The organism is Paenibacillus sp. 481 (assembly GCF_021223605.1).
In the GTDB taxonomy this organism is placed as follows: domain Bacteria; phylum Bacillota; class Bacilli; order Paenibacillales; family Paenibacillaceae; genus Paenibacillus_B.
On record NZ_CP075175.1, the window covers coordinates 3,969,035 to 3,992,317 of the forward strand.

Below are 23,283 nucleotides of genomic sequence, written 5' to 3' on the forward strand. Positions count from 1 at the left end.
TGAGGAGGCTTATTATTATGAATAAGATCAAAGTTATTTCTGCTATTGCAGCGATTACAATCGCAACGGGGGCTGCTAATCTAACCGTCTCTTATGGTGATTCAAGCAATCAATCAAAACAGATGTCGGTTACTGGAAGCAATATAGATGCAAATGAGAAAGAATTTTCACCAGTCGGTGCAAAGTACGTAAACCCGTCGAGTACACGATTGATTCAATCAGGTGAGAAAATCGGTAATCTTTTTAATCTAAATGCCGAACAACCATATGTATTACAACGATTAACGAAAAACACGTATTGGGTACAAGTACAATACTACGGGACAACTTTTTACGTAGGTTCAAAGGGAGTTATGGTATTCGATCCGTTAGAATACAGATCTGAACAAGTTCTCAAAGCGATTCGTCAAGTAACGAAGCTGCCAATTACGACAATTGTATACTCCCATGCACATGCAGATCATATTAACGGAACGTCAGAGTTCCTTAAAGCATTAGAAGCAGAAGGACAGAAGAAGCCTCGGATCGTAGCTTCCAAAGCAACGGCAGAGAAGCTTGCATACGTTGATAGTAAAATCCCTCGCCCAACTGAACTCGTGGCTTGGCCGAAGGGCAAGTTTAAATTTGAAAATCAAGTTTTAGAACTGCATGGATTCGATCGGGCTGCACACACAGACGATCATGCGGCTTGGCTCATGAAAGGAGAAAAAGTACTTCATGCGCCAGACTTATTGAATCCAGATCAACCTTCTTTCTGGAATTTTGCAGGCTCTGAGAACTTTGTTTATTTAGAGCAAAATTATAAAGATGTGTTGAAACTAGATTGGAAATGGCTCAACGGCGGACACGGCAACGTGGGTGAGAAAAAAGATATTAACTTCCATCTTGCTTTCATCGCTGATCTGAAAAAAGCAGTCAGTGATGCTATGGTGGCATTGCCTTACGGAAATTACGTGGATTCAAGTAAAGGAGCACATACCGCATACCTAGCGGAATGGATGGATGCAGTGTCTGTAAAAGCAACAGATACACTTCGCCCGAAATATGGCAAGCTATATGGTTTCGAACATTCTACACCTGCTAATGCAAAGATGGTTGCATTTAAAATGTATTCTTATCAATAATCGTTAATTGTATGAGCTACAGGCTGTCGATTTGTTGACAGCTTGTACTGACTAATACGTACTTCAACGGGGATAATAATTTGGATTTCGTTAAGATAAAATTATGACTTATTGGACACTATCGAGGCATCTACAAGTGAAGATGAGGCCAAACAGAAGATGATGCAGCTATATCCAGATTGGGAAAACACCGAGTTTTTACTTATGCATAGCGTCAAAAACCAGTTTGAATTGGCAAACAAGTAAGTTTGACGAGGGTGGCAGTAGGGGGCGTGGAGCGACAGTAAAGCCGGTTATTGTTTTTGAATAATAACATCAGACAAAAATTAATTAGGGAATAGAGGAGACATTTATATGAATTATCATCGTGAGCCGAGCACTTTTGTAAGCCAAGTAAATCTCAAGGTATCGAACTTGAAGCAATCACTTTCTTTTTATCAAGAGGTCATTGGATTTAAAATTTTGAGCCAAACTGAAACGAAAGCGGAATTAACCGCAGATGGGAAAACAATACTGCTTACAATAGAGCAGCCCGACGATGTTAAACCTAAGCAAAAAAATACGACAGGTATGTATCATTTTGCATTGCTACTGCCTAATCGTTCTGATTTGGCGAGTATTGTGAGACACTTCGCGGAACTGAATATACGTTTTGGATCTGCAGATCATCTTGTGAGTGAAGCCTTGTATTTAGCGGACCCGGATGGTAATGAAATTGAAATTTATATCGACCGTAATCCGTCGGTTTGGAGCTGGAGTGGTGGCAATGTAGCAATGGCGACTGATCCATTAAATTTCAATGATCTTCTCACTCGAGAGCAGGAGAGTAAGTGGAGTGGACTTCCAGCTGGCACGATTATGGGGCATATCCATCTACATGTGTCACAGCTCGCTGAAGCGGAACATTTTTATACGCAAGGGCTCGGCTTTGAGGTTGTTAACCGGTACGGAGCGCAAGCACTCTTTATCTCGACAGGAAAATATCATCATCACATCGGATTAAATACTTGGGCGGGTATTGGTGCTCCACCTCCTGCTCCGAACAGTGTAGGGCTTGAATCGTATTTACTTGTGCTGCCTAGTGAGGAAGCGAGAAATCATATTATAGCTCAGCTGAAAAATATAGGTGCTCCTGTTCAAGAGGAAAATGGTTATTATGTCACTGAGGATCCTTCAGGTAATCGGATTCAACTTCACGTATAATCGAGGCCATTGGCTGCAATAGTGCTATAACAGCTTTAAAAGGGGAATAAAATACGATGCAATTAAATGTAAGTTCTGAAAATTCGGGAATCGAAATGGGTATATATACGCTTGCTGATCTAGGTGAGGATCCTAATATTGGGCAGAGGATTAGTTCTAGGCAGCGCATAAAGGAAATCATTGAAGCAGCTAAATTCGCTGATGAAGCGGGACTTGATGTGTTTGGCGTGGGTGAACATCATCGATTGGACTATGCGGTATCGTCACCGGCGGTTGTTTTAGCAGCGATTGCCCAGCAAACTAAGACAATCAAACTAACGAGTGCAACTACGGTGCTAAGTACAGTTGACCCGGTTCGGCTGTTCGAGGATTTTTCTACTTTGGATTTACTTTCGGATGGACGAGCTGAAATCATTGCTGGTAGAGGGGCTTTCATAGAATCATTTTCATTATTCGGCTATGACATTAATGACTATGATGCTCTGTTTTCAGAACACTTAGATTTACTCCTACAATTAAACGCTAATGAGACGCTCACATGGAACGGTCGCTTCCGCTCTTCTTTGCATAATGCTGAGATTGCACCTCGTCCTGTTCAAAGTAAATTGCCTGTCTGGGTGGGTGTTGGCGGCACACCTGAAAGCGCAATTCGCGCTGGGAAAATGGGAGTTGGCATGGCACTCGCTATTTTAGGCGGTGATCCAAAACGCTTTATGCCATTAGTTGATATTTATCGCAAGTCCGGAGCTGAAGCAGGTTATTCTCCGGAAGCCCTTAACGTTAGTGTCACAGGACACACCTATATTGCCAAGACAACGCAACAAGCAAAAAAAGAATTTTATCCTTATTATTCTAATTATTGGTCTTATGTGAATAGACAACGCGGAATGGGTAATAGGAATATTTCTATTGAAGAATTTGAATATATGACAAGCCCTGATACGGCTTTGTTTGTTGGCAGCCCGCAGCAAATTGTTGAGAAGATCTTAAGCCAATACGAGATGTTTGGTCATAAACGCTTTATTGCTCAGCTTGATATCGGCGGTTTACCATTTGATAAAGTGATGAAAAATATTGAACTACTCGCTTCTGAAGTAGTTCCTATCGTTCGAAAAGTCACTAGTAAATCATAAGTGAAAATAAAGTATTAGGCCGAAGAATTTATTTCGGTCTAATACTTTATTTTGTTCCGACCGTAAATATTAATCAATAATAATGGTGGCTTGAAAATGGGGTCGAATAGATAAATTAAAGCAAGTAGCATTATTATTAATTGATTTATAAGGGAGATATTCTAAGCGAAAGACAATGACCGAGCTTAGCTGGATGCGCTGATTGATGAGGAAGACATAACCTACGTGTTCGATCGTAGGAACACGATATCAAAATTTTTGTGGAGTATTATAACCCCTGAGATTCGGGGAATTAAGGATAAAAACATCTCCCTTGACTCTCCCCTTAACAAGATAGTTATACTTGGTAAAGACAAGGAGAGAATTGAAAATATTCATGAAAGGGAAGTGTAACGATGTTTAAAATTAGTGAGTTTTCGAAGATTAGCCAAGTGTCTGTCAAAACACTTCGTTACTACGACCAATTGAACTTGCTCACACCAGCTCACACTGACAAATTTACAGGATATCGATATTATACGGCTGACCAAATGTTTCAGCTCAATCGTATTTTGGCTTATAAAGAATTGGGATTCTCTTTGGACCAAATTCGTCAAATGATGTGTGAGCAAGTCCCGATTGAGCAAATTAGGGGGATGTTTCGGATCAAGCAAAATGAAATTCAGTCGACGCTAGATAAGGAACAGACTAGGCTCACTCGAATTAAGGAACGTCTGTGTTTCCTCGAGAATGAGAGTGAAAACCAAACGCCACACGATGTCATTTTAAAGGAAGTTGAGCCTAAGTTTGTGATTTCTTACCGCAGTAGAGCTTCGTATAGGCAAATACCTGAGTTATTTAAACTACTGGACGATCATTTAGGAAAATTAGGTCTGTCTTCATCTTCTCAAATTGTGCTTTGGCACGGCTGTGAAGAAAGTGAGGACGAGATAGATATCGAAGTGGCCCGTCCACTAACTCACGAAATCCCGAGTAGTCCTCCCTTCATGGTAACACAATTGCCTCAAGTTACGACGATGGCTACGCTTGTCCATGTTTGTCGGACGAGGAGCGCATGTATGGCGAGCACAGAATTAGCATTTTGGATTGAAAGAAACGGTTTCCGCATAAAGGAAAACGAGCCCCGTCGAGAAATTTGTCTTCCTCATGAAAAATTAGGTGATCCGGAAACTTATATTGCTGAAGTCCAGATTGCTGTCGAAAGAGTTTGAAGAAGTTTACATAGAAGGGGGATTCATCTGTGAGTAAACAACAAAAGATTCTGACCTTGAATTTATTTTTATTGACCTTCGTCTTAGGTACAAGTGAATTTGTCATTGTCGGACTGCTGACTGAAGTGTCAACCGACTTGAATATTTCGATTTCAACAGCGGGGGCGCTTGTATCAGCGTTTGCTATTTCTTTTGCAATATGTACACCCGTATTAACGGCTATATTCAGTCGGTTCTCCAAGTACCCGCTGATGCTCTCTTTGATTGGGGTATTTATTATAGGTAATATAATAACCGCTATATCCAGTTCGTTCGCGCTGCTCCTTATTTCCAGAATAATAACGGCTATTGTGACCGGAGTGTTGATCGCACTTGCAATGGCGGTTGCCAGCGAAACGGTGTCCGAAGAGAAGAGGGGGACAGCGATTTCAATCGTCTTTATGGGTTTTACAATCGCTAGTGTAGTCGGTGTCCCTCTTGGTACCATTATTGGGCAATGGGGTGGGTGGCAATTGGCTTTTTGGTTCACTGCTCTGTTAGGAATTATTTCTCTGATCACAAGCGCGGCGACAATTCCCAAAGGGCTAAAAGGGTTTCAAAGTTCATTAAAACAACAACTCGAATTATTAACCAATTCGCGTATTATAATAGCATTCTCTATTCCTGCGTTAAGTATAGGAGCGACATATACCGTATATACGTATTTAGCTCCTTTGTTGCAAGAAGTACTTTTTATCCCTAACAAGTATATTAGTCTTGTATTTTTGCTTTACGGAGTTGTTTCCGTGTTCAGTACTTTAATTGGTGGGAGATTGGCAAATCGCAACGGGATTAGCAAGCTTAGATATGTATTTCTTATACAAGCGGTCATTCTCGCATCGATTTATGTCACCTTCAACTCGATGGCTACGGGGTTGATTAGTATATCATTCATTGCTTTTATCATTTATATCATGAACTCTACGATGCAACTGTATTTCATTGATTTGGCTAATAAATATTTTCCGACTGCGAAAGACTTGGCTTCATCATTAACGCCTGTATCCATAAACATCGGAATAGCATTGGGATCAGCTCTTGGAGGAGTTGTTACGACGCACAAGGAATTGATTGATGTGTCTTGGTTCGGGGCGATTGTTGCGATTGCAGCCTCATTGCTGACATTTATCAGCTACAGATTAGACCGTAATCAGTCTATACATGTTTAAGGTTGTCCTCACAACTATTAAATCTATTCATGTGGCAAAATGAGAACCGAAGGATTATGGGTGGGTGAACAAGCGGGTGAGTAGAAAATAAACCGACTCTGGCCGTAAGGCTGGAGTCGGTTCGAAGCATCGGATTAATGGTATGATGCCCTACATTTATCGATGATAGCTGCTTGTCTTTATTTCCAAGTCGCTACTGTTTCAACAGGTAAGCGATAGGATGGGTATCCCTTTTTAGTTCCTTTACCAATGCTGATCAACATGATCGGCTGGTAACGATCTTTGTCCAAATCAAAGGCCTCAGCGATTTTAGCCTTTTCATAACCGCCGATTGCATTCGTATCATAGCCGTGAGCACGGGCTACTAGCATCAATTGCATCGATACGAGACCAGCATCGACAAAGTTAACATCACGTAGATCGGCCGCAGAGATCGTATCATAGTATGGCTTATACGTACTCATTGCCATGTCCTTCGTTTCTTGCGGCAAATAACCATGTTCTACAGATTTACTGAAAATTTCATCCATGTACGATGCATTTTCCATATCAACGAATACAGCTACAACGGCAGAAGAGGTGAGCACCTGAGTCTGATTGAATTTCGCCAACGGAGCCAGCTTCTCTTTGCCTTCCTTGCTTTCGATAACTATAAAGCGCCAAGGCTGCATGTTCACTGAGGATGGAGCTCGCGTAGCGCCTTCGATAATTGCGGTCATTTCCTCTTTGCTGATTTTAACCTCAGGGTCATATTCTTTTACAGAACGACGACCATATGTGATTTCCTTAAAGTCATTTGTTGTTTGAAATTTGCTCATGATATATAACAGCTCCTTAATAAGTTAAATGTTGTTTTTCATTCGTTCGAGAAAATCGGCCAGTTTTGGAATCTCTTCATCATTGAAGTCCTTCAAAATCTGGCGAATAAAATTTTCTTTTTCGATTTTGTATCCTTCAATTTTTTCAAGTCCTTCATCAGACAAGCGAACAAAGGTTTCACGATTATCGTCAGGATTTTTGCGTCTCGTCACCATGCCCTCAGCTTCAAGTTGCTTTAGATGACGAGTAATAGCAGCGTTATCGATGTTAATACGCTTTTGCAAAATGGACTGCTTGATCTCGATTCCCCCGCATAGTTCGTACAAAATCTCGAGACGGGACGAGCTTATGCCCGTACAATGTTCGAATTTATGCTGTAATTTGTTGCACAATCCGTTAAGCAGAGTCAAGATCTGCTTCTCTTTACAATCATTTTGCGTCATGCCTTCGAGCCTCCTGAGAGATTGAAGATATGAATAACTTCGTTGTTTGTTGTGAACCACATCTCGTCGTCATTCATATTCATTGACCGCTCAATATTTGATGTATCAATTATTGATGCCTCAAGTAATATAACATGATTGCGTATTTGTTGCAACTATGCCCCTTCTGTGAAGCTTCGATGGTGTAATGGTCTTCTAAACGATGAAAAATAGTTCTGATAAGGATGCAGCGCTGGCATGCAATCGATGGGGAGAGCATAATGGAAATGAAAGTGTCAGCGTTCGTATTGTGATTCGCCAAGGCAGCTCATTTAACGGTCGCTATTAACGTTATTAACGCGAAAGCGTTCGTATTTCATTTTTAACGGTTGTGAGTGCGCTTATTTTAGCAGTAGTAGTGAATGATATCGCTACCAATAACAAATAAGCTCGCTGGTAACCATTACGATTTAAAATGAGGAAATTACCACTGCATAGCCTCCGTGGCAACCGTTACGTTCATGGAACTGATTCGGACTTATGGAAAGAGTAGTGGGTGGTGGGTGGATCAACTCATGTCCATTTTTGTTTGGATGTTTAATCGAAACTAGACTTAGTGCTGTGATTGAAAGATGCTGTGATTGAAAGAGTTTTTATATACAAAATAAGCTAGAAAAGCCAAACGACCATCAGGATGAGATCCTATGTTTCGTCTGGCTTTTTTACACATTATTTCATTAAAAAAGGCTGGAACCCTTGCGCCATAATACGGCTCACCGAAGCTGCCAAGTCATCAAGGGAACCGTCTATCTTTCCTTCGAACCAGTCTTGATACATCGCAACGAGGCCGCTGGCAAAAAAGTTGACATGAAGCAGGAACGCTTCTCGTTCTTGCTCTGTATCCATTTTACGTTCATAACTAAGAAGACTCTTGATAAATACGACTTTGACTTTCGTTAAGAATGTGCATGCATGATCGATCTTGATGAGCATACGGTAAAACTCAATATCTTGACCTAGGAAATGAGAAACCTTAACTAAGAAGGGCATCACATTTTGAATGAGATCGGTATGTTTGAATTCATCCAGAAATTCAATCATCTTTTCCATAATTTCAATTTCTATTTGTTCAATGACAGCATGTACATCCGAAAAATGAGCATAAAAGGTTCCGCGGCTAACATCAGCGCGATCCACAATATCTTTGATCGTGATTTTTTGAAATTCTTTTTCCAACATTAACTCAACCAAAGCGCGGCGAATCATGTTCCTCGAACGAATGGCACTTCTGTATTCGGCTTTTTCCCTCATTTTGGCATACCCCTTATTTATCTAAAATTGAACATAACTACATATAAATATTCAAAATTGAATAAATGATTAAAAATTGAACATTGTATACTTTTCACACACTGAGTATACTTTTTTCAGGTACAAAAGTAAACACGTGTTTAGTTTTGTGGATGTTGTAAAGATAGGAGACAGAGAATGAAGAAAATAAGAAATTTGAGAATCGCCTCGATCGTGGCTTGGATACTCATTACCGTAGTTATCGTCATGACGATGCCGAATCTCAATCAATTAGTGAGGGAAAAGGGACAAGTATCGATCCCAGACAGTGCGCAAAGCAAGATCGCACATGAGATGCTAAGTCAGATGGACGAGAACAGTGGCAATAGCTACTCGATTATTGCTGTTTTTAATAGTGGTACCGATAAGCCATTAACAAGTAAACAACAGCAACAAATCGAATCCGTTATTGCACAATTCAAAGCGAAGCAAAAGCAGCTTGGCATTGAAAATATGCTCACTCATTTAGATGATGAACATACGAAGAGTCAACTCGTGTCGAAGGACAAGACGACGATTTTAACGCAGCTATCTGTCAGTCGTAGCCAAGGGACGATTTCTGAAGCTGCGAAGCCATTAGAGGCATTGATGGAGCTGGAACAGGTAGATACGTATTTGACAGGGAACAGTCTTGTAATCGAAGATTTTGTTAAGTCGACAGAAGAAGGTATTAAGAAAACCGAAATCATTGCGGTCATTTTTATTATCCTCGTACTTATTATCGTATTCCGATCTCCTATTGTACCGGTTGTTTCACTACTGACGGTGGGGATTTCCTATATCGTATCACTCGGCATCGTTGCACATTTTGTGGAGTGGTTTAACTATCCATTTTCGAATTTTACACAAGTGTTTCTAGTCGTTATCTTATTTGGTATCGGAACGGATTATAATATTTTATTATTCTCTCGCTTTAAAGAAGAGCTGACCAAGCAAGATGATACACTTACAGCAGTCAAAGCGACGTATCGCTCTGCTGGAAAAACGGTGCTCTACAGTGCGCTTGCGGTATTTATCGGCTTTATGGCGCTCATTTTGGCGGAGTTCGGCATTTATCAAGCAAGTTCGGCCGTGGCGATCGGTGTAGCCGTGCTCGTGCTCGTACTGATGACGTTGAATCCGGTCATTATGCTCGGGTTAGGGAAGAAGTTGTTTTGGCCTGTTAAAAAGTTCGATGGACATGGGGAAAGTCGAATTTGGGGCACATTAGCAAAAGCATCCGTGGCAAGACCTATCGCAGCTCTTTTGTTTATTGCGATATTGTGCATCCCGTTTATTGTGAAGTATAGCGATTCCTTGAGCTATAACGATTTGTTGGAGGTTGATGATAGCTACGCTTCCAAGCAAGGTATTCAGGTCATTGAGAAGCATTATTCGCCAGGATTTTCTTCACCGACGACATTGGTCATTCAATCGGATAAATCATTGAACAATGCCAAGTCATTGCAAGAGCTTGACGAACTTGCGGAACGAATTTCGAATATGTCTGGTGTAGCTGAAGTGTTTACAACAACACGTCCAGTTGGCAAGAAGATGGAAGAGTTATATATGAAAGATCAATCGAAGGAACTGAATAAAGGCTTAGGTGATGCCGCAAAAGGCGTTGGTGAGATTAACGATGGACTGTCTTCTGCGGAAAAAGAAATCGGTCAAGCAGATACGAAAGGTGTACAAAATGTACAGCTGCTCATCGATGGAACAAATGAAGTGCAAACAGGTGTTACGAGTTTAGGAAAAGCGATTGAGCAGTTATCGAAAGGCGTAGATTCAGGCGCTAGCGGTGCTAAACAGCTGGAAAGCGGTCTAGGTTCGCTTAAGGAACAAATGAATTTACTATCTCGTTCGTTACCGCAATTGCAGCAGGGATATATAGACCTTGAAACAGGACTGTCTGCATTTGGCACGCAATTTGCAAGCTTAGAGCTAGCGATTGGGGGAGCTGCACAAGGATTTGAACAAATCGAAATCACGTTGGGCAAATTTGTGCAATCCAATCCAGATATGGACAATGATGAGCATATCCAAACGGCGCTCGGTATTGCTGCAACTGGAAAACAGCAGATGAAGGAATTAGCGCAGCAGTTGAGCGGTTTGAAAACGGAATATGACAAAGCGATGTCATCATTTAAACAAGCAAACGCTTCGCTTTCCGCCGTAAATGACGGTGTTGTCCAGTTGCAAACAGGTGTGACTCAACTGCATGAAGGTTCATCCAGCTTACAAGCTGGACTACAAACAGCAGCAGACGGATCGAAAAAAATGATCCCCGTCCCGCCTGCTCTTCGCACAGGTTTAGCAGAAATTCATGCAGGGCAAAAGCAGTTGCTCTCGGGATTAACTGAGTTAACAGGTAATATGGAAAAGCTGCAATCGGGTTTGTCAGCTAGCACAAAAGGTTTGGAAGAAGTGAGCACGGGCTTGGCAGATGCTCAAAGCTATTTGCACGGCTTAAGTGAATCCAAGGCTTCGGAGAAGTTCTTTATTCCGCAAGACGTGCTGGAGAGCGACGACTTTAAGCAAGCACTGGATATGTACATGTCACCAGATCGGAAAACGGTACAAATGAATATTATGTTGAAGGTGAATCCGTATTCGAAAGAAGCGATGGCAATCGTCAAGCAGCTTAACACGGAAGTGCAGGCTGCGATCAAAGGCAGCGAGCTCAAACATGCCAAGGCAGCTTTGGGTGGCAAAACTTCTGAAAATGTAGATCTGGAAGCGATCGCGAGTGGTGACTTTGCTCGCACAGCAACGATTATGTTAATCGGCATTGGGCTTGTGCTTATATTTATCACACGCTCCTTGTGGATACCGATCTTTATCATTCTTTCATTAGTGTTGGCTTACTTTACTTCGCTTGGTATAAGTGAATTCCTAAGTTCACATTTGCTATCCGTTAATGAATTAGGTTGGAATGTTCCATTTTTCAGCTTCATTATGATTGTCGCACTAGGTGTAGACTACAGCATTTTCTTAATGATGCGTTATCGGGAATTAGAAGGTCATTCTACGAAAGAAATGATTGAGGCTGCTCGTCATATGGGCGGTGTTGTCATTTCGGCAGCGATCATTCTTGGCGGTACGTTTGCAGCGCTTATCCCATCAGGGGTGCTGACATTGATTGAAGTTGCGATGACCGTTATGATCGGCTTATGCTTGCTTGGCTTTGTAATGCTGCCGGTTATGCTTCCTGCATTGTTGGCTGTAGTAGAGCGGGTACAAAAGTTAAGTGTCAGAGAGAAGTAGAAGGTCGATCGAGACCTCATTTTAAATACATTGAAAAAAGCTCTTGGGAGACAAACGGGCGTCGGTACTAAACCGGCGTTCGTTTTTTAAGTTTCGTTAGGATCGGCTATTTCAGACCTGATCGATTGACTTCGGTAAGTAGCTTTACTCTCCAAACTATCGAATGATATGATAAGCCAGAGGTGGTGGAAAGCATGAGTAACAACACACAGACTAATGAAGTCACAGATGATAGCAACCAAGGAACATTTTCAGAAGAGAGATGGATTGAACTCATTAACGCAGTTCACCATAATGGTATTGTCTCGTTGAAGACTTACTTCGATGAAGTGACAGGACGTGTATCGAACCATGAAACTTTCGGTCTATTGTTTATTTTTGCAGTGAAAGATGATTCTAATGACGAATATGAATGCGGCTTTTTTCTACAAGAATTGATTAAGAGATTCCAAACCGATGATAATCCCTCCCTTTGGATGGCCTCATTTTTTGTCGATCTGATGAAAACGAAAGGCGGAAAGGCACTTCCGCAACCTCCATCAAGTGAAGAGGAAACGAAAGCGATTATCGACGATCAGATTCTCGCACCGTGTATAGCTGCGGTTCAAGAGGAATTTGGTCCAGATCAGGTTTATGCTGGCTTGGATTGGAACGAGGAGCATGGCCCAGTGTTAGAGACAGGATTTCCGTCTATCGTAGATGGAAATAACGTGTGTGCCATTAAAATCGATTTGTTGCTCATGCATGTGCTTCTGAATCGGGATCCTACTGAATTGCCTCTTAATGCCTTGTACCAAATTCGTGAAGAGCATGGGATGGAATAATGATATAAAGAATAGCAGAACAATGATATCTGAAGATGGGAACATCAGTAGATATGGTATACATAGTTTGGGAAAGAGACATCCAATGATGCGAGAGCGCTTCGTTGGTAGTGAAGAGGTCAAGGGGGGCGATTCCCCCTTGTACCACCAAACACAAATGGCAGCAAGTCTAACCAGACCTGTGTTCTGCGTGTGAGGAGCCCGTCGTTGAAATTTACCGCTGCAATTAGTTCCGAAAGCTTAAATGCCTTAATGGTTGCGATACAAATCGTAAATCCACAATGTATTTTCCCTCGTCGCATTTCCTTGATAACGGTTCAATGCCCACAAAGATTGCGTAATGATACCGTTAAACTTATGCGTTTCGACGTAGCCCTTTGTCGCTTGCTTGGCTTGCAGCAGTTTTCCAGAATTACGCTGTAAACTATAATACGAAACTTCGGTATCCGCGATGGCGTAGTCGATATTCCACAACAATCGTTGTAGGATGAAGGCGCTGGATGAATTGGCGGGTGTCTTGGCTGCTGCCTGCGTCAGATTTGTCCGCGCTTGTACGTAATTAGCTCTTGTTGAAGTTATCACATTCAGATCGCCGTAATTCCCTCTAAATCGGTCAAACAGCTGACGCCCCGTATTTTCCACGAGTACAAGATAGGCAGCTACGTCCGCTGCTGAAGCCTGACCGAAGCGAGCTTTCACGTATTCATCGACAAAAGATTGTGTATCGAGCGTCGTATCCCATGATTTCTGCGCAGCGATGAGATGCGTAATTTCATAGGTCAGCCAGTCTCCCGGCTCTGAGTAAATGCCTAGTCCGCTAATACCTAGGGAGTGATAGTAGGGCAGTTCTTGCCCGATTAAGGTCGGCATGACGATGGGCAAGGAGTGAAAGCTGTATCTGCGGTAATATTCGTACATCGCCAAATCGCCAGTGAAGGCGGCACGCCATTTGTTGATTAAGTTTACATAATTCGTATTGGCGGGATACGTAGAACCGTTGATAGGTTCGGCATGACTCCGATCGATGGGAGCAAAATCGATAAGGATCGTCGGCTTAAATGCGTAAGCGGGAGATGGGGGATCAATGTGAGATTGATAAGCGATTGCTTCAATCCGTACCCCAGGTAGCTGTGCTTGCACGGCATCATCTAATTTATTGACCACGGCTGCATACGCATTGGCAATACTCCCATATCGTTGTGCCGCAGAGGGCGGCCAAGTGGCATTGTCTGGTGGCCATGCGTCAAAAATGCGAATTTCCGGCCGTTGTCTCAAGTAGTCAACGACTTCATTAATGTAGGCCGCTACCGCTGCGTCATTGGCTACATCGAATACATTGTAGCCAGCAACAAACCATTCTGGATGCTGCGCTTTATATTTGCTCGGTTGAAGAAAGCTGTCGAAGCCGTGACCACCTGCCTCCAGCACAATTCCACGCTTTTTCAGCTCAGGCACAAGCTGCGATCGCCACGTATCATATTTGACGATGCCCAAATGAATATAATCGGTTGGATAAGCTAAAATGTTCAGCTTGTTTTTTGCCATCCAATCAATCAACTGCGGCAAGTTGCCGCTCGTATGGCTCCAACCTTCCTCGACATATTTACGTCGATATTTGAGGCTCGGCTCTTCCTTTACATTCAGATCCGCCACAGCGATCGAAGATTGCGTAGGTACAAATTCGGAGTTGCCGTTGTAAAAATCAAAGTTCGGAGCAAAAAATTGAACTCCTAAACGTTCAATCAGCTCATAAGAGGAGTACAAGGTGCCGCGGTCATTGGTACCGGCAAGAATGGCTTTGCTGCCAAGCGTCTGAATGGAGAATGAGTCTTCTTTTGCATTCGTCAGCGCTGCATTAACTTGCACGAACCATTCAGCAGGAATGGAGACGACATTTCCGGCAGGAGTCTGTAAAAAAGTTAAAGCCTCTGCGCCTGTCACGATCGCAATTCCACTGGAAATTGCGTTCAACGATTGTCCGGAACCAGAAGCATACGACAATTGAGCCTTGCGTATCGGCACCTGAGCCCCTGTTATTTTGCCAGCATAAGATTGCAGCTCCGCTGCTGCGAAGGCAGGCACTTCATCCCCGCCTCCAGACCACCATATGATAACGGATTCGGATTGCCCGTCGCGCACTAGAAATCGTTCCCCACTTACGACCCCATGCTCAGAAGCTTCAACAAATGGCACGGATGTGAACAATAACAAACTGCTCAACAGAAACAACATGATCCTTTTTGCATAAATGTACATAGATTCATCACACTCCTAGTTCGTTTTCAGCAAATTTAGCGAATTTAATTAGCAGGTGTTTTAAAGGCTTTATGAAATAGATCGGATACAACAAATTGCTCAGCGGGGACCACTTCTTTCAATTTTTCTGATTTCACAAATAATTGCTGTAGGTTTTCGTACCATTTTTTCGCTGTGCCATCCTGCAAATAGGCCGCGATTTTACTAGACTCGATCCATTCGATATCTTTTAATTGGCTGCGCAGCGAATCTTCCGGTACTTGGGTGAAATGAGCCGTTAATTGGATCGTTTCCTCGATATTTTTTAATTTATAATCATTAGCTGCAATCCAAGCTTGCACAAATTTCTCTACTAATTCCGGCTTTTCCTCCAGAAATGTCGGATTGACGACCCAACTGGCTGGAAACACGTATTCAGGGAAAAACTGCTCATTGCTACCAATTGTAATGATGTTGTCTTTGCCGACTTGTCTCTCAATTTCAGTCGTATAAGGGGACCAAATCGCAACAGCATCTACTTTATTCGCAATAAACGATGAAACGGCTCCGGCAACGTCCAAATTGACAATATTGACGTCCGACGGCTTCAAGCCTGCTTTTTCTAGACCAAGATTAAGAATCATTTCACCAGAAGTACCTTTGGGAACGCCGACTGTCTTACCTTTTAAGTCCTCCCATTTTTGAATGCCCGATGATTTGGTTGCCAGCAGCTTATCGCCCTTACTCAAACTGGCTACTGCGATAATCTTTCCTTTCCCTTGTGCAGCTAGAAAAGTAGCGCCTGGTCCGATATAGGCGATGTCGATCTTTCCTGCCGCCATGGCCTGAAATTCAGGCGGCCCGCTCAGAAACTTAGTTGGGGTAACTTGAATACCTGCTTGTTTAAAAAATTGTTTGTGTTCACCAATGACGAGTGGAGCAGCACCGTTAATGTCTGGAATGTAGCCCACTCTTATCTCACTTAACTCTTCGATTGCAGTCGAAGACGCGGTAGAAGTGCAGCCGCTAATAATGGTGCCAGCCATTAAAGCGAGTAAACCGAGTAAACCGGTTCGTAAGTGTGTAGCCCATTTCACCACTTGAATATATTTCTCCATCGCAAGTTCACTCCTTGATGATTAGTCGTTATGAGTCAAATCATTGCCATTGCCGTATACTTTTGTCCAAACTTCATTTTTAAGTCGTATAAAGGAGTCCTCCAGCTTGGTCAGCTGGTTTCTTGGATAGGGAAGGGGAATATGGATGATTTCTTTGATTTTTCCCGGGCGAGCGCCCATGATAATCACTCTGTTTGCTAGCAGCACGGCTTCCTCGACATCATGCGTAATAAAGAAGCATGTTTTCTTTTCTTTTTCCCACGTCTGGATCAGATCCTCTTGCAGTTGGGCCCTTGTCTGGGCATCTAGTGCCCCAAAGGGTTCATCCAGCAGCAGCACTTTCGGCTCCACGGCATACGCTCTTGCAATAGCGACACGCTGCTTCATTCCTCCGGACAACTCCTTAGGATACGCGTGCATAAAATCTTTAAGCCCAACCCATTCTACGTATTTCTCCGCCTTAGCCAGTCTCGTTTTCTTATCAAATCCTGCTAGTTTAAGGCCAAACTCGACATTTTGGATGACCGTCTTCCAAGGGAACAATGCATACTGTTGAAAGACCACGCCCCGTTCTTTGCCGGGTCCTTTCACAGCTTCTCCGTCTACATATACAGATCCAGATGTCGCTTGTTCTAATCCGCCAATGATGTTAAGCAGTGTTGTTTTGCCGCAGCCGCTAGGACCGACAACACAAATGAACTCATTTTCAACAATTTCTAGATTAATATTTTGCAGCGCCACCGTATCTTTTTTTTGCCCCATGTACACTTTGCTGAGCTGTTCAATCACGATTTTGGTAGGGCGTGTAAACCGCTCTATCTCGGGCTCCTCTAGCTTTTGTGCACTTCCTGCCATCCTGTCAGCCTTCTTTCTACATATAATAGGGCACGATCCATCAATAGCCCAATCATTCCAATGAGCAAAATGCCCGCTACAACAATATCCATTCGGAAGTACAAGCTTGCTTCCATAATCATCGTGCCAAGCCCTCGGGATGCACCCGTCAGCTCGGCTGCAACAAGCGTTGTCCACGCGCTAGCGAGTCCAAGCCGCATAGCTACAAGAATATAAGGGAAGGAGGCTGGAACCACCACTTCCAGAAAAAGTTGATGATCCTTAGCACCGAGCACACGTGCGGCTTTGATCATGGTCATATCCACATTGCTCACACCTTGAAAAATAGTGACGACCATAACGAGAAAGGAGGAAACGAAGATGACGGTTATTTTGGCCTGCTCGCCGACCCCTTGAGCTACGATAACGAGCGGGATTAACGCAATCGGCGGAATTGTCCGAAAGAACTGAATCCATGGCTCCAGCAGCAATCGCACGGACTTGTACCAACCTATGAGAAAGGCGATGGGGAGAGCCGCTAACAAGGCTAACGTAAATCCTGCAATCACCCTCCATACACTGATGAAAATGTGCTGCGAGAGATATCCTTTTTCCCATTCAGAGACGAGCGCCTTAGCGATCGTTAACGGATCGCTCACAATGGCGTTGACGGCCGGAATCGTAGAAGCGGCGAACCAGATGATAATACCAACGACGATGGATAGTACAGACAGCCATCTCATGCGTGTGATATCCTTGGCATCCAAATTGGTTCTTTTCCCATCTCAGCCCACACATATTTCAACAGCAGATTAGATTTGAGTTGAGCAAATGTTGGTTCGTGCCACAGGTTACGCCGTTCTTCGGGATCTTCCTTAAGGTCAAACAATTCGCCGTATGATTGATTGTAATAGACCGTTAGTTTATAACGCTCGTCTACATACGTTTTGAGATGAATAGAAGTAGGTTCATGACGATTCTCGCAGATGATATGATCTCTAGCCTGTTGTTGACGCCCCCTCCAAACCTCACTTTGGGAGACACCGGTCATGGTTCTTGGGATGGGGATACCAGCAAGGTCGAGTAGTGTTGGTGCAAAATCAACCAATGATTGCAGGGCCTCAGAAGTTTGATTTTCCGGCACATGACCAGGATAACGAACAATCATCGGAATACGGATCAAATCCTCATAATGGAACGGGCCTTTGGCTATCAATCCGTGATGCCCGTAAAAGTGTCCATGATCCGAAGTGAACACGACGATGGTGTTCTCCGCCAATCCACATTGCTCTAACGTATCAAGTATGTGACCGATATATTTGTCCATGAGGCTTATCATTCCGTAGTAAATGGCGATATCCTGACGGAGCGATTGTTCATCATGCACATGGGAATGCATGCCATGACAGGTAAACCCCGTTTCGTGATACGAAGAAAAGTCAGCATTCTCAAGCCCAGTCAATTTGAAATGAGGTGGATTTGAATCGTGCTCTCCCTTATGAGCCGCAGCCATTGTGATCTGATCCGGGTCATACATGTTGTCCCATGGCTCTGGAACGAGATAAGGCGGGTGCGGGTCAAAGAAGCTCGACCATAAGAAGAACGGTTCGCCCTGATCGGAATATTGCCGCAGAAGCGACGCCGTCCGTTCAGCGATCCAAGTGTCGTAATGATACTCTTCTGGAATCGTCCACGAATGCTGCTCCGAAGCTTTCATACTACCCGTCGGCTCCATAAAATAATCTCGCCAATGGAGACAACCTTTCTCTTCCATCCAAATCGCATAATGTTGGCCCACGAGCCATTCATTCGTATGATTTCTCGCCAGCTCAATATGCTCAAAGCCATAATATGGCCCGGTAAAATGACGCCAATAATCGAGATTTTGCAAATAGGGATAAGATTCAACTGACGGATATTGCTCGGTTGTCCCGAGTGGTTGGAAGTGCGCCTTGCCAATCAATCCGGTTCGATACCCTGCATTCACAAAAAGTTCCCCGATCGTTTGCTTCTCTTCCGGAAGCTTCGTGCCAAGCGTCCATGCTCCATGTTGGCTTGGATATTGCCCTGTTAGGATTGAAGAGCGTGAAGGTGTACACGTGGGATTCGGACAATACGCTCGGGTGAATGTGGTCCCGCCTTGAGCCAAACGATCCAAATGAGGTGTGCTAATCTCCTCGTTGCGCACACCGAGGGTATTCCAGTGCTGCTGGTCGCTCGTAATCAATAAAATGTTAGGCCGTTTCAAGATTGCCCCCTCATTTCTCGTACAGGAAGATATATCTTATTATTCCTACCTGTTTAGTCATTTATTTGGCATGCAACAATCATATTCGGTTTAGGACCGACGCAAAATAACATTTTGTTTGTTTTATTTATCATTTTGTTGGGTCTTTTCTAAATTGTGTTGGCGGCATGCCATAATAATGACCAAAAGCTCTGGAAAAAGAGTACACATCCTTATAGCCTAAACTTGCCGATATTTCGGTTATCGTATATCGCTCTACCTTTAGCAATTCGGCTGCTTTGTCCATGCGCAGTTTCATCAAATAATGTTGCGGGCTAGTTCCAAGCACACGTTGTAATTCGGTGTAGCAATGAGAACGGTGTACGCCTGCAATAGAAACCACATCGGATACGGTTATGCCCTCCATATAGTGGACATCCATGTAGTCCACTGCTCGTTGTATCCAATGTCTGCTATGCTTACCTGATTGCTTGGCTTCGTTGTGCTCCATAAAGCAGCCTAACAGTTGGTACAGGTATGCTTGTAGTCGAAGGTTCCCGCTGCTTTGCTTACGCATCAAGCTTTGAATTTGATCGAACAGCATCTCTGCTTCCGATGTCATACCTCCGCGGACGTAGGGCTGCTGCATGGCAAAGCCTATTTTAGTTAAAATAGAAGAAGCTTGAGTCCCGTGAAAAGCGAGCCACTTCATACTAAGAGCTGCTGCATCTGGTTGTACAACCTTATAACTGTAGGGCATATGAGGGTACAAGCAAAATAAATCACCTCTAGTCAACATCACTGACTGCTCATGATGTACGAACGAGAGCTTTCCACTAGTAATACAATGAATCGAAAAACATTCTATAATGCGAGAGCCGACGGAATAGTTAGGTTTTGCTACGTTTCTACCGGTTCTTACAGGCCAAATCCCTCCTTTTTTCTCTATTTCTGAAGGTGTGTAATAAATGTGTTCAGCAAATTCCGAAGTATACTCTTTCATCCTGCAATCTCCTTAGTGATAGCTAATTATTCATATGAGCTTACTTTGATATATGATTATATGATTACTATCATACGTTTCACATTTATTCTCAACAATAGCCAATGTGTATATAACAAGATGCAAGTAACCGTTCTTATGTAACAAGAAAACCTCACCCAACATAGCGTTAGATGAGGCTTGAACATCGAAGAATTAACATTTAACATTTAACATTGAATATTGAACTAACATCCTACACAACAACTCGATTTCCTTTTTGTCGTTGTCGCTCCACATCCCCCTAGAAAAGGAACACAAAACCGTGTATCGGGACAAAAACCCGGATTGGATATACATAATGCTTTCGTAAATGCAGGCTTCTTTTTACTAAGATTTTTAAAATAACAGCTAATACTATGATTGAGGCCCGCTACACTGTTCAGTTGAAAAGAAACGGGATATTTTGTGTTCACATGTTTATAGTACAGCCCTTCCTTTGTAAAAGGAGGTGGGTACACTTTATCCGGTATAAAGGGAATGATGTCGTGAACATTGTACACACGTACACTGTTTTTTACGATGTTGTCGTATTTCGCGGCAAAGGTAGGATCTCCAGTACGCGGTGAGCCATACGTATACACGATCGGCTTATGAAACTTCGTATTCACAGCAATATCCAAACCCGCCAACACCGCTAGAGCTCCACCTAGGCTGTGGCCAGTAATATACAGACGTTTGGTCGGAGACAGCTTATTGAGGACTCGAATGATATTGTTTCTTGTGGATTCATATATGCACGTAAACCCGCGATGGGTTTTCCCACTATTTTGGACATAAGGATAGGGGATTTGGAAAATATCTTGGTCGGATTCATTGTCTTGAAACGAACCGGTTCCTCTAAACGCGATCACGATTTCATGTTTGGATTCCGCGATATACCCGAAAATTTCTTTGATTGGTTGTTCAACACCACCAAGGGCCCGAATGGTGTAGCGCAGCTTAAAGCCTTTCGGTAAGAACAGTTTGTTCGCTTCAACCAGCACATACGATTGGTAGGTCATAGCCGCAAGAAAAATCGCTATTTTATTTTTACAAGTAAGATTGCTCCTAGAACTCCCCATAACTGACTCCTTTCTCGTACACTAGGCTGTGGAACTAGCACGTTTTTCGAAGCGGGACACACATTTTCGTGCATGGACAAAAACCAGGGTTCGATTGGCAAAGTGCTTTCGCATAAGCAGGATTCTTTTTGCTGAGGAATTTAAAATAGCAGGCAATTCCATCATTGCGAGGCGTGCTGTTGAGCTGGAAAGATAGAGGATATTTCTTTTTTACATGCTCATATCTCAATCCTTGTTTGGTAAAAGGAGGAGGGTACAACACTGCTGGGAAAGTAGGATTGCTGTCATGGATATTGAAGACGCGCACGCTCTTTTTTACGACATGGTTGAAGCGGGCTGCAAAAACAGGGTCTCCAGTTCGTAGGCTGCCATACGTATAGACAATAGGTTGCTGGAACTTCGTATTCACTGCGATATCTAGCGCAGCTAGTGTTGCTACCGCGCCACCGTAGTTATGACCGGTAATGTACAATTGTTTGGTTGCAGGGAGCTTGTTGAGCACACGGATGATTTTGTCTCGCGTAGATTGGTAAAGGCAAGTAAATCCCCGATGGGTGTTGCCCGCGTTTTCGACAAAAGGATAGGGTACTTGTAGGATGTCGTATCCTGCAAGAAGGTCCGCAGGGTATGCTGCGTACCCTCTAAACGCAATAATAATTTTCTGTTTGGATTCGGCAATGAAGCCGAATACTTCTTCTGTCGGGTTCTCTACATTGACTAAGGCGCGGATGATGGAGCGTAGTTTAAAGCCTTTTGGCAACACTACCTTGTTATTAAAAAACAACTGATACGCTTGATAGCTCATGGCTGCGAGAAAGATTGCATTTTTATTAGTCGAACTGTTGGCTCCGGTTCCAGCTCCAGCTCCAGCTCCAGAAATATTCATCTCATGTTCCCCCTATACGTTAGGGCTAATATGCTATACGTATGATATGAGCAAAATGTTGAAATGCCATGGGCGTGTGCATATTATTTCGAATCAGGGATCGTTCTTCCAACCGAATGAATGTTTTGCTAGGGGATCATATCGATGCAGTGTATTTGCATATATTGAAAGCGGAGAGGAGGATGATTCTGTGAAAAAAGGGTTTATGACTGTGATTTGTTCAGCTTTATTACTTGTATTACTATCCATGTTATCCATATCTGCGCCAGCGGTGGCACAATCTGATCCTGTTCTTACTTCACACAATAAGGCACAACCTTCAGCATTCACTACAAATTTGCTTGGTACTGATCATGTAGGCAGCTTAAGTTATGGGACAGAAATGTGGATACTGAAAACGTCTCCTGTTCCAGCAGGCTGGGTGATTACCTATGAAACACGGGATAAGTTTAAGATTTTAAACGCAGCAGGAGCTGCCTCGGGGGTAGAACTATGGGTTTTGCACATTTCCCCGATTCCAGCAGGCTGGGTTATAACTTTTGAAACACCGTACAAATATAAGATTGTGAACGTGGCAGGAGCTGCCTCAGGTACGGAAATATGGGTAGTGCACGCTTCTCCGATTCCAGCGGGATGGGTTATTGTAGCGGAACTAAACGGTAAATATAAGATTCGTTACATTTAAGGCTGCGCTCCAGTTGATAAAGGCCGCAACAGTTCTTAACGGTTGTCATAGGGGCTAAATCGCCAGATTTGCCTCGTTTTGATTTCTAACGGTTATAGGTGAGCTTATTGCTCCAATTTCATTCAACATCCAGCTGTTTTCATCATAATAAGCGCCATCATAACCGTTACATGTTGAATGGGTTCATTTTCGCTGAAATAACAACTGTGGCGACCGTTAGGAGAGGAGACACAGTGAATCAGATGTTGGTGGTCAGCTGACCACCAACGGTTAGGGCACAAGGGATCGACTGACTACCAACGGTCAGGGCACAAAGGATCGGCTGACTACCAATCGATTAGTGCGAAGCTGCTTGCCGTTATCTCAATGAAGAGAAACCCTTGTCTTAACAAACAAAGGTTTCTCGACAAGCTGAACATGCCGAAAGGCATGTTTTTTTGCGTACGTTGGAAGAGGACGAGGAAAAGGAAAAGGACAAGGAAAAGGTGAATTTGCTTGTGCGGACATCGCCGAAATCGATATGAACCACTGGTTGGTCTTTCGGTTTGTATTCAAGGGGAAGTTCGTGAGCAAAATATACCAATGACTTTTTATTAAAACGATGTTGACGAGCGGATTAAATTAGCGGATGGTAGGGGAACAATTGCGATTA

General features: G+C 43.2%; 21 protein-coding genes. 10 read left to right on the forward strand and 11 right to left on the reverse strand.

Going from position 1 to position 23,283, the window contains the following annotated elements; translation table 11 throughout:
- Positions 1 to 17 precede the first annotated feature (17 nt).
- The 6 genes from KIK04_RS17510 (at position 18) to KIK04_RS17530 (ending at position 5,879) form a co-directional block, all read left to right on the forward strand.
- Complete coding sequence (locus KIK04_RS17510; protein ID WP_232274888.1) at positions 18 to 1,124, forward strand: MBL fold metallo-hydrolase; 1,107 nt, start codon at positions 18 to 20, stop codon at positions 1,122 to 1,124.
- Between the two features lie 111 nt (positions 1,125 to 1,235).
- The gene (locus KIK04_RS24230; protein ID WP_269670957.1) at positions 1,236 to 1,370 is read left to right on the forward strand and encodes a hypothetical protein; all 135 of its coding nucleotides are present in this window, start codon (positions 1,236 to 1,238) and stop codon (positions 1,368 to 1,370) included.
- Positions 1,371 to 1,478: 108 nt separating this feature from the next.
- A complete protein-coding gene (locus KIK04_RS17515; RefSeq protein WP_232274889.1) occupies positions 1,479 to 2,327 on the forward strand; it encodes a VOC family protein in 849 nt (282 codons plus the stop codon).
- Between the two features lie 56 nt (positions 2,328 to 2,383).
- Positions 2,384 to 3,460 carry an LLM class flavin-dependent oxidoreductase gene (locus KIK04_RS17520; protein ID WP_232274890.1) on the forward strand — a complete coding sequence of 359 codons (1,077 nt, stop codon included), beginning with the start codon at positions 2,384 to 2,386 and terminating at the stop codon, positions 3,458 to 3,460.
- 395 nt (positions 3,461 to 3,855) lie between these two features.
- Entirely contained in the window at positions 3,856 to 4,671 is an 816-nt protein-coding gene (locus tag KIK04_RS17525) for a MerR family transcriptional regulator (protein WP_232274891.1), read from the forward strand.
- A gap of 29 nt (positions 4,672 to 4,700) precedes the next feature.
- Entirely contained in the window at positions 4,701 to 5,879 is a 1,179-nt protein-coding gene (locus KIK04_RS17530) for an MFS transporter (protein WP_232274892.1), read from the forward strand.
- Positions 5,880 to 6,058: 179 nt separating this feature from the next.
- Here the strand turns inward: KIK04_RS17530 and KIK04_RS17535 are convergent, their stop codons facing one another.
- Together KIK04_RS17535 and KIK04_RS17540 are read right to left on the reverse strand one after the other, a co-directional pair.
- The gene (locus KIK04_RS17535) at positions 6,059 to 6,697 is read right to left on the reverse strand and encodes a nitroreductase family protein (RefSeq protein ID WP_232274893.1); all 639 of its coding nucleotides are present in this window, start codon (positions 6,695 to 6,697) and stop codon (positions 6,059 to 6,061) included.
- A 24-nt stretch (positions 6,698 to 6,721) separates the two neighbouring features.
- Entirely contained in the window at positions 6,722 to 7,141 is a 420-nt protein-coding gene (locus tag KIK04_RS17540) for a MarR family winged helix-turn-helix transcriptional regulator (RefSeq protein ID WP_232274894.1), read from the reverse strand.
- A gap of 202 nt (positions 7,142 to 7,343) precedes the next feature.
- On the opposite strand from KIK04_RS17540, the gene KIK04_RS24235 reads away from it, so the two are divergent.
- The gene (locus KIK04_RS24235; protein WP_269670958.1) at positions 7,344 to 7,469 is read left to right on the forward strand and encodes a hypothetical protein; all 126 of its coding nucleotides are present in this window, start codon (positions 7,344 to 7,346) and stop codon (positions 7,467 to 7,469) included.
- Positions 7,470 to 7,849: 380 nt separating this feature from the next.
- Here KIK04_RS24235 and KIK04_RS17545 read toward each other — a convergent pair whose 3' ends face one another.
- Positions 7,850 to 8,431, reverse strand: a complete 582-nt coding sequence (locus KIK04_RS17545; protein ID WP_232274895.1) for a TetR/AcrR family transcriptional regulator — start codon at positions 8,429 to 8,431, stop codon at positions 7,850 to 7,852.
- A gap of 177 nt (positions 8,432 to 8,608) precedes the next feature.
- On the opposite strand from KIK04_RS17545, the gene KIK04_RS17550 reads away from it, so the two are divergent.
- Together KIK04_RS17550 and KIK04_RS17555 are read left to right on the forward strand one after the other, a co-directional pair.
- On the forward strand, positions 8,609 to 11,716 hold the full coding sequence (locus KIK04_RS17550; RefSeq protein ID WP_232274896.1) for an MMPL family transporter: 3,108 nt from the start codon (positions 8,609 to 8,611) through the stop codon (positions 11,714 to 11,716).
- A gap of 194 nt (positions 11,717 to 11,910) precedes the next feature.
- A complete protein-coding gene (locus KIK04_RS17555) occupies positions 11,911 to 12,540 on the forward strand; it encodes a hypothetical protein (RefSeq protein WP_232274897.1) in 630 nt (209 codons plus the stop codon).
- Between the two features lie 249 nt (positions 12,541 to 12,789).
- Here KIK04_RS17555 and KIK04_RS17560 read toward each other — a convergent pair whose 3' ends face one another.
- The 8 genes from KIK04_RS17560 to KIK04_RS17595 form a co-directional block, all read right to left on the reverse strand.
- A complete protein-coding gene (locus tag KIK04_RS17560) occupies positions 12,790 to 14,760 on the reverse strand; it encodes a DUF4838 domain-containing protein (protein WP_232274898.1) in 1,971 nt (656 codons plus the stop codon).
- An 80-nt stretch (positions 14,761 to 14,840) separates the two neighbouring features.
- A complete protein-coding gene (locus tag KIK04_RS17565; protein WP_232274899.1) occupies positions 14,841 to 15,893 on the reverse strand; it encodes an ABC transporter substrate-binding protein in 1,053 nt (350 codons plus the stop codon).
- A 21-nt stretch (positions 15,894 to 15,914) separates the two neighbouring features.
- On the reverse strand, positions 15,915 to 16,748 hold the full coding sequence (locus KIK04_RS17570) for an ABC transporter ATP-binding protein (RefSeq protein ID WP_232274900.1): 834 nt from the start codon (positions 16,746 to 16,748) through the stop codon (positions 15,915 to 15,917).
- Positions 16,724 to 17,470 carry an ABC transporter permease gene (locus tag KIK04_RS17575; RefSeq protein ID WP_232274901.1) on the reverse strand — a complete coding sequence of 249 codons (747 nt, stop codon included), beginning with the start codon at positions 17,468 to 17,470 and terminating at the stop codon, positions 16,724 to 16,726. The genes KIK04_RS17570 and KIK04_RS17575 overlap by 25 nt, the downstream gene beginning before the upstream one ends.
- Entirely contained in the window at positions 17,467 to 18,978 is a 1,512-nt protein-coding gene (locus KIK04_RS17580) for a sulfatase family protein (protein WP_232278795.1), read from the reverse strand. Before KIK04_RS17580 ends, KIK04_RS17575 begins: the two co-directional genes overlap by 4 nt.
- A gap of 127 nt (positions 18,979 to 19,105) precedes the next feature.
- The gene (locus KIK04_RS17585; RefSeq protein WP_232274902.1) at positions 19,106 to 19,957 is read right to left on the reverse strand and encodes an AraC family transcriptional regulator; all 852 of its coding nucleotides are present in this window, start codon (positions 19,955 to 19,957) and stop codon (positions 19,106 to 19,108) included.
- A 227-nt stretch (positions 19,958 to 20,184) separates the two neighbouring features.
- Complete coding sequence (locus tag KIK04_RS17590; protein ID WP_232274903.1) at positions 20,185 to 21,060, reverse strand: lipase family protein; 876 nt, start codon at positions 21,058 to 21,060, stop codon at positions 20,185 to 20,187.
- 34 nt (positions 21,061 to 21,094) lie between these two features.
- A complete protein-coding gene (locus tag KIK04_RS17595) occupies positions 21,095 to 21,946 on the reverse strand; it encodes a lipase family protein (RefSeq protein WP_232274904.1) in 852 nt (283 codons plus the stop codon).
- Positions 21,947 to 22,136: 190 nt separating this feature from the next.
- On the opposite strand from KIK04_RS17595, the gene KIK04_RS17600 reads away from it, so the two are divergent.
- Entirely contained in the window at positions 22,137 to 22,631 is a 495-nt protein-coding gene (locus KIK04_RS17600) for a hypothetical protein (protein WP_232274905.1), read from the forward strand.
- The last annotated feature ends 652 nt before the right edge of the window (positions 22,632 to 23,283 follow it).

Excerpts from the sequence above, each read along its gene's own strand:
- KIK04_RS17565 (WP_232274899.1), bottom strand. The coding sequence starts at position 15,893 with ATGGAGAAATATATTCAAGTGGTGAAATGGGCTACACACTTACGAACC.
- KIK04_RS17555 (WP_232274897.1), top strand. The coding sequence starts at position 11,911 with ATGAGTAACAACACACAGACTAATGAAGTCACAGATGATAGCAACCAA.
- KIK04_RS17545 (WP_232274895.1), bottom strand. The coding sequence starts at position 8,431 with ATGAGGGAAAAAGCCGAATACAGAAGTGCCATTCGTTCGAGGAACATG.
- KIK04_RS17520 (WP_232274890.1), top strand. The coding sequence starts at position 2,384 with ATGCAATTAAATGTAAGTTCTGAAAATTCGGGAATCGAAATGGGTATA.
- KIK04_RS17535 (WP_232274893.1), bottom strand. The coding sequence starts at position 6,697 with ATGAGCAAATTTCAAACAACAAATGACTTTAAGGAAATCACATATGGT.
- KIK04_RS17585 (WP_232274902.1), bottom strand. The coding sequence starts at position 19,957 with ATGAAAGAGTATACTTCGGAATTTGCTGAACACATTTATTACACACCT.
- KIK04_RS17550 (WP_232274896.1), top strand. The coding sequence starts at position 8,609 with ATGAAGAAAATAAGAAATTTGAGAATCGCCTCGATCGTGGCTTGGATA.
- KIK04_RS17515 (WP_232274889.1), top strand. The coding sequence starts at position 1,479 with ATGAATTATCATCGTGAGCCGAGCACTTTTGTAAGCCAAGTAAATCTC.
- KIK04_RS17595 (WP_232274904.1), bottom strand. The coding sequence starts at position 21,946 with ATGAATATTTCTGGAGCTGGAGCTGGAGCTGGAACCGGAGCCAACAGT.
- KIK04_RS17540 (WP_232274894.1), bottom strand. The coding sequence starts at position 7,141 with ATGACGCAAAATGATTGTAAAGAGAAGCAGATCTTGACTCTGCTTAAC.
- KIK04_RS17525 (WP_232274891.1), top strand. The coding sequence starts at position 3,856 with ATGTTTAAAATTAGTGAGTTTTCGAAGATTAGCCAAGTGTCTGTCAAA.
- KIK04_RS17570 (WP_232274900.1), bottom strand. The coding sequence starts at position 16,748 with ATGGCAGGAAGTGCACAAAAGCTAGAGGAGCCCGAGATAGAGCGGTTT.
- KIK04_RS17590 (WP_232274903.1), bottom strand. The coding sequence starts at position 21,060 with ATGGGGAGTTCTAGGAGCAATCTTACTTGTAAAAATAAAATAGCGATT.
- KIK04_RS17575 (WP_232274901.1), bottom strand. The coding sequence starts at position 17,470 with ATGAGATGGCTGTCTGTACTATCCATCGTCGTTGGTATTATCATCTGG.
- KIK04_RS24235 (WP_269670958.1), top strand. The coding sequence starts at position 7,344 with ATGAAAAATAGTTCTGATAAGGATGCAGCGCTGGCATGCAATCGATGG.
- KIK04_RS17510 (WP_232274888.1), top strand. The coding sequence starts at position 18 with ATGAATAAGATCAAAGTTATTTCTGCTATTGCAGCGATTACAATCGCA.